13 protein-coding genes are annotated in these 13,616 nt (G+C 66.3%); 8 read left to right on the top strand and 5 right to left on the bottom strand.

The window, feature by feature from the left end; genetic code table 11:
- Positions 1-21: 21 nt before the first annotated feature.
- Entirely contained in the window at positions 22-1,008 is a 987-nt protein-coding gene (locus H7K34_RS10250) for an LLM class F420-dependent oxidoreductase (protein WP_264061792.1), read from the bottom strand.
- A gap of 50 nt (positions 1,009-1,058) precedes the next feature.
- Positions 1,059-1,523 carry a GatB/YqeY domain-containing protein gene (locus H7K34_RS10245; RefSeq protein ID WP_264061790.1) on the bottom strand — a complete coding sequence of 155 codons (465 nt, stop codon included), beginning with the start codon at positions 1,521-1,523 and terminating at the stop codon, positions 1,059-1,061.
- A 132-nt stretch (positions 1,524-1,655) separates the two neighbouring features.
- Between H7K34_RS10245 and H7K34_RS10240 the strand changes: the two genes are divergently transcribed.
- The 5 genes from H7K34_RS10240 to H7K34_RS10220 are packed head-to-tail and all read left to right on the top strand — an operon-like array spanning position 1,656 to position 7,055.
- The gene (locus H7K34_RS10240) at positions 1,656-2,939 is read left to right on the top strand and encodes a hypothetical protein (protein WP_264062421.1); all 1,284 of its coding nucleotides are present in this window, start codon (positions 1,656-1,658) and stop codon (positions 2,937-2,939) included.
- Positions 2,940-2,951: 12 nt separating this feature from the next.
- Entirely contained in the window at positions 2,952-3,605 is a 654-nt protein-coding gene (locus H7K34_RS10235; protein ID WP_264061789.1) for a DUF4129 domain-containing protein, read from the top strand.
- A complete protein-coding gene (locus H7K34_RS10230; RefSeq protein ID WP_264061788.1) occupies positions 3,587-4,744 on the top strand; it encodes a DUF4350 domain-containing protein in 1,158 nt (385 codons plus the stop codon). The genes H7K34_RS10235 and H7K34_RS10230 overlap by 19 nt, the downstream gene beginning before the upstream one ends.
- Entirely contained in the window at positions 4,741-5,733 is a 993-nt protein-coding gene (locus H7K34_RS10225) for an AAA family ATPase (RefSeq protein ID WP_264061787.1), read from the top strand. Before H7K34_RS10230 ends, H7K34_RS10225 begins: the two co-directional genes overlap by 4 nt.
- Entirely contained in the window at positions 5,733-7,055 is a 1,323-nt protein-coding gene (locus H7K34_RS10220; RefSeq protein ID WP_264061786.1) for a DUF58 domain-containing protein, read from the top strand. Before H7K34_RS10225 ends, H7K34_RS10220 begins: the two co-directional genes overlap by 1 nt.
- Before the next feature lie 16 nt (positions 7,056-7,071).
- On the opposite strand, the gene H7K34_RS10215 is transcribed toward H7K34_RS10220, so the two are convergent.
- On the bottom strand, positions 7,072-8,064 hold the full coding sequence (locus H7K34_RS10215) for a stage II sporulation protein M (protein ID WP_264061785.1): 993 nt from the start codon (positions 8,062-8,064) through the stop codon (positions 7,072-7,074).
- Positions 8,065-8,140: 76 nt separating this feature from the next.
- On the opposite strand from H7K34_RS10215, the gene H7K34_RS10210 reads away from it, so the two are divergent.
- On the top strand, positions 8,141-9,082 hold the full coding sequence (locus tag H7K34_RS10210; protein WP_264061784.1) for an RDD family protein: 942 nt from the start codon (positions 8,141-8,143) through the stop codon (positions 9,080-9,082).
- 12 nt (positions 9,083-9,094) lie between these two features.
- On the opposite strand, the gene H7K34_RS10205 is transcribed toward H7K34_RS10210, so the two are convergent.
- Complete coding sequence (locus H7K34_RS10205; protein WP_264061783.1) at positions 9,095-9,484, bottom strand: hypothetical protein; 390 nt, start codon at positions 9,482-9,484, stop codon at positions 9,095-9,097.
- Positions 9,485-9,627: 143 nt separating this feature from the next.
- Between H7K34_RS10205 and H7K34_RS10200 the strand changes: the two genes are divergently transcribed.
- A complete protein-coding gene (locus tag H7K34_RS10200; RefSeq protein WP_264061782.1) occupies positions 9,628-10,356 on the top strand; it encodes a PadR family transcriptional regulator in 729 nt (242 codons plus the stop codon).
- A 50-nt stretch (positions 10,357-10,406) separates the two neighbouring features.
- Here the strand turns inward: H7K34_RS10200 and glpK are convergent, their stop codons facing one another.
- The gene (glpK, locus tag H7K34_RS10195; RefSeq protein ID WP_264061781.1) at positions 10,407-11,957 is read right to left on the bottom strand and encodes a glycerol kinase GlpK; all 1,551 of its coding nucleotides are present in this window, start codon (positions 11,955-11,957) and stop codon (positions 10,407-10,409) included.
- A 139-nt stretch (positions 11,958-12,096) separates the two neighbouring features.
- Here glpK and H7K34_RS10190 point away from each other — a divergent pair, with 139 nt between their 5' ends.
- Positions 12,097-13,572, top strand: a complete 1,476-nt coding sequence (locus H7K34_RS10190; RefSeq protein ID WP_264061780.1) for a glutamate--cysteine ligase — start codon at positions 12,097-12,099, stop codon at positions 13,570-13,572.
- Positions 13,573-13,616 lie beyond the last annotated feature (44 nt).

Genomic DNA, 13,616 nt, shown 5'->3' with positions numbered 1-13,616 from the left:
CCTTCGTGGTCAAACGCGCGGTTAGGGCGATGCCGCTCGCAGCGCCGTAAGCAAGGGTTCCGCCACTTCTTTGAGGAACAGATCTTGCGTCGACCCGCCGATCTGAATCAGGGCGATGTCGGTGAAGCCGGCCTCCCAATAGGGCCGGACCGCCTCCACGATCGCGTCCAGATCCGGGCCGCAGGGAATGCTGTCGGCCATATCTTCGGGACGCACGAACTGCGTCGCCCCGGCGAAGCCGGCCGGTGTCGGCAAATCGGCGTTGACGGCCCAACCCCCGCCGAACCACCGGAACTGGTCATGCGCGCGCTCGATCGCCGCGTCCCGGTCGGGGTCCCAGCAGACCGGTATCTGACCGATCACCCGCCCGCCTTCGGCGCCGTTGACGGCCTGCCGGGAGACATGCCAGGAGTCCACCAGGCCCTTGTCGGGCTGCACCGCGATCAGATGGTCGGCAAGCTTGGCGAATTTCTCGACGCTCTTCGCCCCGCTGATCGCAACGCCCAGGCCGACCGGGACATCGGGCACATCCCACAGTCGCGCGGAGTCCACCTGAAAGTAGTCACCACGCAAGTTCACCAGGCGGCCGCCGAACAGTTCCCGGATGATCTTGATGGCTTCGCGCAGCATGTCTTGGCGCCGCTCGATGGTCGGCCAGTCCTTACCGACGACGTGTTCGTTGAGGTTCTCCCCGCTGCCCAGCCCGAGCGTGAACCGCCCGTCGGCGAGAAGCTGCACGGTGGCGGCCTGTTGAGCGACGATCGCGGGGTGGTACCGCATCGTCGGGCACGTCACATAGGTGTACAGATCCACCCGTTCGGTAGCGTGTGCTACCGCGCCCAGCACCGCCCAGGCGTTGGGGGCGTGCCCCTGCGACGTCAGCCACGGGGAGAAGTGGTCGCTGCAGACCTCGAAATCAAACCCGCGCTGCTCTGCCGAAACCGCGTACCGCACAAGGTCTTTGGGACCACTCTGCTCGGTCATCAAGGTGTATCCGAACCTGGTCATAGCAGACCGGATACCCGGGACGAACGGACGCAAACGCCCGCGGCGCGCGCCTAAAGCCGCTCTTTGATCGCCGCCGAGAGCCGGGAGCCGTCGGCCTTTCCGGCCGCGATCGCGGCCGCGGCCTTCATGACCTGCCCCATCTGCTTCATACCTGGGCGCTCGCCGATCGCCTCAGCAACCTGGGCGATGGCCGTGTCGACCACGTCAGCCAACTCGGCCTCATTAAGCGGCGTGGGCAGATACTCGTCGATGATCCGTGCCTCGGCGTGCTCGGTCGCGGCGAGCTCGCCGCGACCGTTCTGCGTGTAGATCTCGGCGGCCTCACCGCGCTTGCGGGATTCCCGGGCCAGCACTTTCAGGATTTCGTCATCGGAGAGTTCCCTGGCCTGCTTGCCGGAAACTTCCTCGGTCTGGATCGCAGCCAGCAACATCCGCAGGGTCGCGGTCCGCAACTTATCCTGGGACTTCATCGCCCCGGTCAGGTCCGCCCGAAGCCGGGCTTTGAATTCCGCCATGCTCTACAGACGCTACGCGCCCGAACGGTGCCCAGATTGCGCAGTCCAGCGGGGCGGGACCGGAAACCGGGGAAGATTGAGAAAAGCCCCGACCGCCGACAGGATGGAGCCCATGACCTACGACGACGGCTGCTGGACACGGTGACCGCGCTACCGCCTGGCTATCCGGTTGGTCCCTCGCCGGGAGGGCCGCCGCCCGATGGCTACTTGCCACCGGCGTATGGCACGCCGCCCGCCTACGGTGGTCCACCGCCCGGTTACGGGCCCCCTGCCGGCTACGGTCCCCCGCCGGGCTACGGGCCGCCGCCCGGCTACGGCCCCCCGCCGGGTTACGGGCCGCCGCCGGGGTATGGCACCCCGCCGGGATACGCTCCCCCACCCGGTTTTGGTCCGCCGCCCGGCTACGGCTCGCAGTACGGTTCGCCCCAGCTGGCTCCGAGAGCGAACAAACCCGGAATCATCCCCCTACGGCCGTTGAGCCTCAGCGACATCTTCAACGGCGCGGTCGGCTATATCCGCACCAACCCGAAGGCCACGTTGGGGTTGACCGCAATCGTGGTCGTGGTCATGCAGATCATCTCGCTGATCGCGACAGTGGGGCCGGTCGCCGCCTTCGGCGGGCTCAGCAGCGATCGACCAGACGAAATGAACTGGGGCGTGGTCGGCGCGTGGTTCGGGTCGATGGGTGTCGGCGTACTGGTCACCTGGCTGGGCAGCATGTTGCTGTCCGGAATGCTGACCGTAATCGTCGGCCGAGCGGTGTTCGGCTCGCCGATCACGATCGGCGAAACCTGGATCAAGATCCGGGGGCGGCTGCTTCCCCTGCTCGGGCTGGCGCTGCTGGAAGCTGCCGTCGTGGCGGCTCTGTTCGGGCTGGCGGCAGTGGTCATCGCATTGATCGCGGCGATCGGTAACGGGGCCGCGGCAGTGCTGTTGGGTATCCCGCTGATGTTCGCCGTATTCGCGTTGACGGTCTATCTGTACATGGTCGTGTTGTTCGCGCCGGTGCTGATCGTGCTGGAGCGGCTGCCGGTCCTCGACGCGATTACCAGATCCTTTGCGCTGCTTCGCAATGGCTTCTGGCGCGTGCTAGGCATCCGAGTGCTCACGTTCATCGTGGCAGGAGTTGTCTCGGGCGCGATCGGTGCACCGTTCAGCATCGTCGGCCAGGTGATGCTGGCCGGAATGCCGTCCACCGGAATCCTGTTGCTGGGCACCGTGATCACCTCCATCGGCTCGGCGATCGGCCAGATCATCACGGCTCCGTTCAACGCCGGCGTCATCGTGCTGCTCTACACCGACCGCCGAATCCGCTCCGAAGCATTCGATCTGGTGCTGCGATCCGGCGCGGCGAGCGGACCCTACGCAGCCGCATCCACCGACAACCTGTGGCTGACCCGGCCTTTCAACGGCTGAGCAAGGACAACAGTGCCTTCTATCGACATCGACCGCGATGCCGCACACCAGGCCGCCGAGATCGAGCTCGGCAAGCCGATCTATGCAAAGGCATCCGCCACACAACAGATCCTCGATTGGATCAACGAAATGTTGTACCGGTTGCTGCAGAAAACCGCCTCGATACCCGGCGGCTGGTTGACCACCGCGGTGCTGCTTACCGTACTGGCCATCGCAGTAGTGGTCGCCGTACACATCGCTCGACGCACCATGCGCAGCAGGCGTCGCGGCGACTACCAGTTGTTTGAGGCCGCCCAGCTCACCGCGGCACAACACCGTGAAACCGCCGAGCGCGATGCAGCAGAAGGAAATTGGACCGCGGCGATTCGTCACCGGTTGCGTGCCATCGCCCGTCAGCTCGAGGAGACCGGGGTACTGAATCCGGCACCTGGCCGCACCGCCAACGAGCTGGCGCGCGACGCCGGCGAGGTGCTGCCTCATTTGACTGACGAATTATCCCAGGCGGCAACGGCATTCAACGATGTCACCTACGGTGAGATACCCGGCACCCAGTCCGCCTATCAGATGATCGTCGACCTCGACGAGCACCTGCGGATGCGGGCTCCGGCCGGCTCATCCGCGGTCGGGCATCACACCCAGGTCGACTCATGGGCGCAGGTGCGGTGATGGCCGCGATCGCGTCTCGCCCCGCACTCACGACCGCCGGACGATGGCGGTCGTGGCGCGCGGTGCTGCTCGCGCTGGTTGTGCTCGGTGTCATCGCCTGGATCAGCGCCTACCTGACCGCACCGCGGCCGGGCACCCGCATGGATGCGGGCTCTACCGGACCCGACGGTGCTCACGCACTGGCGACGCTGCTGGGCGACGGAGGCGTCGACGTCGTCGTCGCCAAGAGCATCGCCGACGTCGAAAACGCAGCCCGCCCGGACACGCTGATCCTGGTTGCGGAGAGTCAGTACCTGAGCGACGAAACGCTGCAGCGGCTGGCGAAGGCGCCCGGTGACTTGCTGCTGGTCGAACCGACCGCGCGAACTCGCGAGGCACTACTGCCCGGTATCCGCATCTCGGGCGCCAGCGGCTTTGACAGCGAACCGAATTGCACGCTGCGCGAGGCCACCCGAGCCGGATCGGTTCGATTCGGGCCAAGCGGCACCTTCGATGTCAAGGACAGCCGGGTCATCACCCGCTGTTATGACGGGGTGCTGATCCGCTTCCGGGACAACGGGCGAACCATCACGGCGGTCGGCAGTAGCGAATTCATGACCAACGGGGCGCTGGCGCGAGCCGGCAACGCCGCGCTGGCGATGAACCTCGCGGGCGACCGACCCCGCCTCATCTGGTACGCGCCGGACCACATCGAAGGCCAAACATCCTCCGCAACATCAATTTTCGATCTCATTCCCGATAATGTGAACTGGATTGTCTGGCAACTATGGGTTGTCGTGCTGCTGGTTGCCCTGTGGAAGGGCCGCCGCCCCGGCCCGCTGGTGGCCGAGGACCTGCCCGTCGTGGTGCGCGCGTCGGAGACCGTGGAGGGCCGCGGCCGGCTGTACCGATCCCGCCGGGCACGCGATCGCGCCGCGGCGGCACTGCGCACCGCTACCCTGCAGCGGCTGCTGCCCAGGCTCGGCCTGGGTATCGGTGCGCAGCCCCAGGCCGTGGTGATTACCGTCGCCCAGCGGACCGGGACCGACGCCGGATTTGTTTCCCATCAACTGTTCGGCCCACCGCCGGGCACCGACACCGACTTGCTCCATCTCGCCCGTGCGCTCGACGAAATCGAAAGGCAGGTCACCAACTCGTGACACAGTCCCCTACTCCGCAAGCCAACACCGCACCAGCCCTGCTCGCCGACGCAGCACGAGATGCACTGCTGGCGTTGCGCGGCGAGCTCGCCAAGGCCGTCGTCGGACAAGAAGGTGTGATCAGCGGCCTGGTGATCGCGCTGCTGTGTCGCGGGCACGTGCTGTTGGAAGGTGTTCCGGGAGTGGCGAAGACGCTGCTAATCCGGGCGCTGGCCGCGGCCTTGCAACTAGAATTTAAGCGGGTGCAGTTCACGCCCGATCTGATGCCCGGCGACATCACCGGCTCGCTGGTGTATGACGCGCGCACCGCCGCGTTCGCTTTCCGGCCGGGTCCGGTGTTCACCAATCTCCTACTGGCCGACGAGATCAACCGCACACCTCCGAAAACGCAGGCCGCATTGCTCGAAGCCATGGAGGAACGCCAAGTCAGCGTGGATGGCGAACCCCGGCCGCTGCCGGACCCCTTCATCGTCGCCGCCACCCAGAACCCCATCGAATACGAAGGCACCTACCAACTGCCGGAAGCCCAACTCGACCGCTTCCTGCTCAAGCTGAATGTGACTCTGCCGTCGCGGGACTCCGAGATCGCAATCCTCAGCCGGCACGCACACGGTTTCGACCCCCGCGACCTGTCCGGGATCAAAGCGGTGGCCGGTCCTGCCGAGCTGGCGGCCGGTCGCCAAGCGGTGCAACAGGTTCTGATCGCCGACGAGGTGCTGGGTTACATCGTCGACCTCGTCGGGGCCACCCGCTCCTCCCCCGCATTGCAGCTGGGCGTGTCACCGCGTGGCGCCACGGCCCTGCTGGGCACCGCACGCTCGTGGGCGTGGCTGTCCGGGCGCAACTACGTCACTCCCGACGACGTGAAGGCGATGGCCCGCCCAACGCTGCGGCACCGGGTGATGCTTCGCCCCGAAGCCGAGCTCGAGGGCGCCACGCCCGACGGAGTGCTCGACGGCATTTTGGCGTCGGTCCCGGTGCCGCGCTAGTGATCCTGACCGGACGCACCGGCCTGGTGGCGCTGATCTGCATCCTGCCGATAGCGCTGTCTCCTTGGCCAGCAAAGGTTTTCGAGGTGCTGCTGGGCGTGCTCGCGGTGGCTGTGGCTGCCGATATCGCGCTGGCAGCCAGCACCCGCAGACTGCGTTATGTCCGCTCACCGGATAGCTCTGCCCGGCTGGGTCAATCGGTCGACGTGCATCTGGAGATTCACAACGACGGCCCCCGCAGCTTCCGCGGTCAGATCCGCGACGCCTGGCCACCCAGTGCGCGCGCAGAACCCCGCATTCATGGCGTCAAAATTACTGCTGGACAACGTTACCCGGTCCTGACTCAGCTGCGGCCGGTCCGCCGCGGCGACCAGCGTGCGGCGGCGGTGACCGCTCGATCGATCGGGCCGCTTGGGTTGGCGGGACGACAGGGCTCGCGGCCGGTGCCCGGTCAGGTCCGGGTACTGCCGCCCTTCCTGTCGCGCAAGCACCTGCCGGCGCGGCTGGCCAAACTGCGCGAGATCGACGGGCTGCTGCCAACGCTGATTCGCGGACAGGGAACCGAATTCGACTCGTTGCGTGAGTATGTCGACGGAGACGATGTGCGCTCGATCGACTGGCGCGCTTCGGCTCGTCGCGCCGATGTCATGGTCCGCACCTGGCGGCCCGAACGCGACCGGCGGGTGGTGATTGTGCTCGACACCGGACGCATGGCGGCGGGTCGTGTCGGCGTGGACCCGACCGCTGCCGACCCCGCGGGATGGCCCCGGCTGGATTGGTCGATGGACGCCGCTCTGCTGCTGGCCGCTCTCGCGTCGCGGGCCGGTGACCATGTCGATTTCCTTGCCCATGACCGGGTGAGCCGGGCTGCTGTGTTCGGCGCATCGCGCACCGAGCTGCTCGCTCAGTTTGTGGATGCGATGGCCCCATTGCAACCAACACTGGTCGAGTCCGATTGGCGTGCAATGGTTGCTGCCATTGCACGGCGAACCCGGCGTCGGTCACTGGTGGTGCTGCTGACCGACCTCAACGCCACCGCCCTGGACGAGGGCCTGTTGCCGGTGTTGCCGCAATTGTCGTCCAAACATCATCTGATGGTCGCCGCGGTCTCCGACCCGCGGGTGGACCAAATGGCGGCCGGGCGAGCGGATGCGGCGGCGGTCTATGACGCCGCGGCAGCCGAACGGTCCCGCAATGACCGCCGGGCAATCGCGACACGCTTGCGCCAAAGCGGCGTGGAAGTCGTCGACGCGCCGCCCACCGAACTAGCGCCCGCTCTTGCCGACCGCTACCTGGCGATGAAAGCAACTGGGCGACTGTAGTCGTCGAGATCGCTGCTCAGCCAGTGGGAATCACGTCGGGAGCGTCGTCGATGTCACCGGTCTCCCCGGCCTGCACGGCGCGGCGCCCGAAGTAGATCACATACGACAAGAACGCCGCCTCCGCGATAAACCCGATGCCGATCCGAACAAACGTCTGCAACGGCGATGGCGTCACCAATGCCTCGATCAAGCCGGAGACCAGCAGCACACCGACGAGACCCACCGCGACCGACACGACGGCCCGGCCCTGTTCGGCGAGCACTTGTCCGCGGGGCCGGTCGCCGGGCGATATCACCGACCAGCCCAGCCGCATCCCCACTGCCCCGGACAGGAATACCGCCGTCAGCTCCAGCAGCCCGTGCGGAAGCAGCAGGCCCAGCAGGATGTCGCCCTTGCCGGCCTGAAACATCAGGCCACCGATCAGCCCGAGGTTGGCGGCGTTTTGGAACAGCACGAACGGAATCGGCAGTCCCAGCAGCACCGAAAACGCGATGCACTGGGCGGAAACCCAGGAGTTGTTCACCCAGACCTGCAGCGCGAACGCCGCCGCGGGGTGTTCGCTGTAGTACGACGCCACGTCGTGATTAACCAATTGGTCGATGTCACTGGGCGTTCCGATCGCCGACTGCACCTCGGGGTTGGTCGCCACCCAGAAAGCGATGACCACCACGACGGCGAAGAAAGCCACCGCGGTGCCCAGCCACCAGCGCCACGCACGGTAGGCGGTCACCGGGAAGGAAACCGTCCAGAACCGGGTGAACGTACTGGTCAGTGGCGCATGGGCACCGGTCACCGCGGAGCGGGCCCGGGCGATCAAGCTCGACAGCCGACCGATCATCAGCGAATCCGACGACGCCGACCGCAACATCGACAGGTGGGTGGACACTCGCTGGTAGAGCTCGACCAGTTCGTCGACCTCCGCGCCCGTCAGCGACCTGCGCTTCTTGATCAACTGGTCAAGCCGGTCCCAGGTACCGCGATGGGTCAGCACGAATGCGTCGACGTCCACCTGCGCAGCCTAATCGCAATTTCGAGGTCGCCGAGCGCAGCCGGGTGCACCTCGCGAACCTGTACCGTTCGGAGTTATGTCGGAGGTGGTCACCGGGGATGCGGTGGTGCTGGACGTGCAGATCGCGCAGCTGCCGGTCCGAGCCCTGAGCGCGCTGATCGACATCACGGTGATCTTCCTGTTGTACATAGTCGGGGTGATGTTGTGGGCGGCCACGCTGACGCAATTCGACGGCGCGCTCAGCGGAGCCGTCCTGATCATCTTCACCGTGCTGGTGATGGTCGGGTATCCGGCAGCTTTCGAAACGGCCACCCGGGGACGGTCTGTCGGCAAGATCGTCATGGGCTTGCGAGTGGTGTCCGACGACGGCGGCCCGGAACGCTTCCGGCAGGCTCTTTTTCGCGCATTAGCGTCGTTGGTGGAGATCTGGATGCTCGCGGGCAGCCCGGCCGTCATCTGCAGCATTCTCTCGCCGAAGGCCAAACGAATAGGCGACATCTTCGCCGGCACAGTCGTTGTCAGCGAGCGCGGGCCCCGATTGGGGCCGCCGCCGGCGATGCCACCGTCGCTGGCGTGGTGGGCGGCCTCGCTGCAATTGTCGAACCTTGATGCCGGCCAAGCCGAAGTCGCGCGCCAATTCCTCTCCCGGGCACATCAACTCGATCCCCAGCTGCGAATGCAGATGGCCTATCGAATCGCCGGTGATGTGGTGTCGCGGATCGCGCCACCGCCTCCACCGGGCGCCCCACCGGAGCTGATATTGGCCGCCGTCTTGGCCGAACGACATCGTCGCGAGCTGGCGCGACTGCGCCCCGTCATGCCGCCGGTGCCGATGGGATCACCGCCCGGCCCCTGGACGCCCGCACCCCAATTCCCCGGGCCATCCGGCTGGCCCACACCGCCCCCGGCCATGCCGCAGCAGTCCCAGCAGGCCGGGTGGCCGCAGCCGGGGTCACCGCAAGCCGCGCCCGGGCCGTCGCAGGAGCAGCAAACTGGCGGCTTCTCGCCGCCGCGCTAGTTATCAACCTCGTTACCTCGCGACAGAGGCTGCCATCAGCGCGACGTCGGCGACCAGCAGCGCCCACCCGAACAACGGCACCGCGACACCGCCGCGGCGTTTGGCCGTGAAAAACGAGATGAGGATCACGACGAAGGCCACCAGCGGCGCGCCGTAAAACGCAACGCCGAAGTCGATCCCGCCGCGGCCCAAGGTCGTGCAGCTGCGGTCGGTGCAGCCAGCTGTACTCATCACGGCCCCGAGCGCGAACAGCATGACGATCGCGGCCGCAGGCACCGTCGACAGCGCCAGCCCCCAATTCACCCACGGCCACGCCGGCTGGTCCGGGCCGCTGCGGCGGTGCCCTTCGGTGGCTCGCTGGGTGTGCCCGTCGAACGTCACGTTGGGGTTCTCTGCGTTCATCACGCAGTCCGTAGCCGGACCCCGCCGCATACAAACGAGTCGCTCGGTGGAATAGAACGTTGCATCGCGATCGTTTACGATATATCGTGATATTCCGAAGCGTACGGTTGGTGCGCTACCCCGAGAACATTGAGGACTACACAATGAGCAACCCATTCACTCCCCCCGACGGACCATTCGGTGGCCACCCCGGTATCGGATTCGGCTTCGGCCCAGGCCACCCGCACGGCCCAGGGCAACGGCGCGCCTTGCATGGCGCCAGGCGGCAGGCCCGACGGGAATTCTTCGAAAGCGTCCGAGACCAAGCCGGCGATCAGGGCTTTGGCCCCGGTTTCGGCCCGGGCTTCGGCCCTGGTTTTGGGCCGGGCTTCGGCCCCGGGTTCGGCTTCGGCAGGGGCGGGCGCCGCGGCGGCGGCCGTCGCGGCGGCCCCAACCGCGGCAAGCGCGGTGACGTGCGGGCGGCTATCCTGGCGCTGCTCGTCGAGCGGCCGATGCACGGCTACGAGATGATCCAGCAGATCGCCGAACGCAGCAACGGGATCTGGAAGCCCAGCCCCGGCTCGGTCTACCCGACGCTGCAGCTGCTGGACGACGAGGGCCTGATCACCGCAAGCCAAACCGACGGCAGCAAGAAGCTGTTCGAGCTGACCGAGGAAGGGCGTGCGGCGGCCGAGAAGGTCGAGACCCCACCCTGGGACGAGATCGCCGAAGGCGCCGACCCCGGTCAGATGAACCTGCGGTCGGCCATCGGCCAGCTGTTCGGCGCGGTCGCGCAATCCGCGCACACCGCCACCGCCGAGCAGCAACAGCGCATCATCGAGATCCTGAACAATGCGCGACGTGAGGTCTACGGCATCCTCGGCGAGGACTGATCGTCTCTGCTTAAGAAGTGCCCGCCGGCGATGCGACGGCGGGCACTTCGCTACGAGACGTCGACCCAATCCAGCGTGCGCTGCACCGCCTTACGCCAACCCGCATATCCCTGCGCGCGCAAGGCGGCGTCCCACGTCGGCGTCCACCGTTTGTCTTCCTGCCAGTTGGCCCGCAGGTCGGATGGATCGGCCCAGAACTTGACCGCCAGACCGGCTGCGTAGGCGGCGCCGAGCGCGGTGGTCTCGGCGACCACCGGCCGCACCACGTCCACACCCAGCACGTCGGCTTGAATCTGCATGCACAGCTCGTTCTGGGTGATCCCGCCGTCGACCTTCAGCACCGCAAGGCGCACACCGGAATCCGCTGCCATGGCGTCCACTACATCGCGGCTCTGGTAGCAGATCGCCTCCAGTGTCGCGCGAGCAAGATGTGCGTTGGTGTTGTATCGCGACAGCCCGACGATCGCGCCACGCGCATCGGATCGCCAGTAGGGGGCGAACAATCCGGAAAACGCGGGGACGAAATACACCCCGCCGTTGTCGGGAACCTCGCGCGCCAGCGACTCGCTTTGTGCGGCGCCACTGATGATGCCCAGCTGATCGCGCAGCCACTGCACCGCCGACCCGGTCACCGCGATCGACCCCTCCAGCGCGTAGACCGGTTTGGCATCGCCGAATTGGTAACAGACCGTGGTCAGCAGGCCGTTGTCGGACCGCACGATGGTCTCGCCGGTGTTGAGCAACAGGAAATTGCCGGTGCCGTAGGTGTTTTTCGCCTCCCCCGCCGACAGACACACCTGTCCGACCATCGCGGCATGCTGGTCGCCCAGCATTCCGGTGATCGGCACCTCGGCACCCACCGGCCCGTCGCTCAAGGTGACGCCGTAGGGCTGCAGGGGCGACGACGGTGCGATCGCCGGCAGCATCGAGCGCGGAATGGAGAAGAACGTCAACAGTTCGTCATCCCAGTCCAGCGTTTCCAGGTCCATCAGCATCGTCCTGCTGGCATTGGTCACGTCGGTGACATGCACCCCGCCCCGCGGACCGCCGGTCAGATTCCACAACACCCAGGTATCCGAGGTTCCGAACAACGCGTCGCCGCGTTCGGCCGCCGCGCGCACCCCATCGACATTCTCCAGGATCCATTGCAGCTTCCCACCGGAAAAGTAGGTCGCAGGCGGCAGGCCCGCCCTCTGCCGGATGACGTCGCCACGCCCGTCGCGGTCCAGTGCCGACGCGATCCGGTCGGTGCGGGTGTCCTGCCAAACGATCGCGTTGTAGTATGGCCGGCCGGTGTGCCGATCCCATACCAGCGTGGTCTCACGCTGGTTCGTAATGCCCAGAGCAGCAATATCTTTCGCCGAAATTTTCGCGGTGTTCAATACCGACATCAGCACCGACGAGGTGCGTTCCCAGATTTCGATCGGATTGTGCTCGACCCAGCCGGCCTGGGGCAGGATCTGCTCGTGCTCGAGCTGGTGACGAGCGACCTCGGCGCCGTCATGATCGAAGATCATGCAGCGGGTGCTGGTGGTGCCTTGATCGATAGCTGCGACGAACTCGGCCACCTGTCTCCTTAGTCGTGAACTGCGACACGTCATGCCATCGTCCATAATGGTGTATCGACCCACCAGGTCTGCAGCTAGCCGACCCGACTCCGCGGTGACCGGACGGTACCCGGTTGAGCTATCAGTCGCGTCGCTCTTGCGTTACCGGCAGTAACCCTATTGCATCGGCGATGTGGGCGACGAGGTCAAACGCACCACGTATGACCGCGCACATCGGCGGGAATACCGGCGCAAGGTGCAGCTGTGTCTGGACGTCTTCGAGACGATGCTCGCCCAGTCACGCTTCGACTCCGACCGGCCGCTGACCGGCATGGAGATCGAATGTAATCTCGTCGATGCCGACTATCAGCCCGCCATGTCGAATCGGCACGTGCTGGACGCCATCGCAGATCCGGCCTATCAGAGGGAATTGGGCGCCTACAACATTGAATTCAACGTGCCACCCAGGTCGCTGCCGGGACATACCGGCTTGGATCTGGAAGAAGAAGTGCGGACCAGCCTCAACGAGGCGCAAACCAAGGTCGGCTCCGACGGCACCCGTATCGTGATGATCGGCATCCTGCCCACGCTGATGCCCGAACATCTGTCGCGCGACGGCTGGATGAGCGAGTCGACGCGGTACGCCGCGCTCAACGACTCCATCTTCAACGCGCGCGGCGAGGACATCCCGATTCAGATCTCCGGCCCCGAGCCACTGAGCTGGGAGGCGGCGACCATAGCCCCCGAATCTGCTTGCACCAGTACACAATTGCACTTGCAGGTGGCTCCGGGTGACTTCGCTCCCAACTGGAATGCGGCGCAGATGATGGCCGGCCCCCAGCTGGCACTGGGGGCCAACTCGCCCTACTTCTTCGGCCATCAGCTGTGGTCGGAAACTCGCATCGAGGTGTTCTCGCAGTCCACCGACACCCGGCCCGAGGAGCTCAAAACTCAAGGCGTGCGGCCCCGGGTGTGGTTCGGCGAACGTTGGATCAGCTCGATCCTCGACCTGTTCAAAGAGAACATCCGCTACTTTCCGTCCCTGCTGCCCGAGCTGTCCGACGAGGGTCCCGTCGCCGAGCTGTCCGCCGGACGCATTCCGCAGCTCTCCGAACTACGGCTGCACAACGGCACGGTGTACCGCTGGAACCGGCCGGTGTACGACGTTGTCGACGGGCGCGCGCACCTGCGGCTAGAAAATCGGGTGTTGCCGGCGGGTCCCACCGTCATCGACATGCTGGCCAACTCCGCGTTCTACTACGGCACGCTGCGCACGCTGTCCGAAGAAGAGAACCCGCTGTGGACGAGGATGAGTTTCGCTGCGGCGCATAGCAATTTCCTGGTGGCCGCTCGCCACGGGATGGACGCTCGGCTGCACTGGCCGGATCTGGGTGAGGTGTCGGCCGCCGAGTTGGTGCTCGACACATTGCTGCCGATAGCTCATGAAGGGTTGTGCCGTTGGGGGGTCGACGCGGAGGTGCGCGATCGTTTTCTCGGCATCATCGAGGGCCGCGCCAAGACCGGCCGCAACGGCGCGAGCTGGCAGGTGGCGACGGTCCGCGCGCTGCAGGACGGCGGCATGACACGCCCCGCGGCGCTGGCCGAAATGCTGCGCCGGTACTGCGACCACATGCACGCCAACGAGCCGGTACACACCTGGCCCTGTTAGCCGCGACGGCCCGCCCGCCAACTGACGGCACCCACGGCCGCAGC

Source organism: Mycobacterium montefiorense (genome assembly GCF_025823255.1).
Taxonomy (GTDB): Bacteria; Actinomycetota; Actinomycetes; order Mycobacteriales; family Mycobacteriaceae; genus Mycobacterium; species Mycobacterium montefiorense.
Note: the sequence above shows the minus strand (reverse complement) of the source record. Positions and strands in the feature narration are given on the sequence as shown.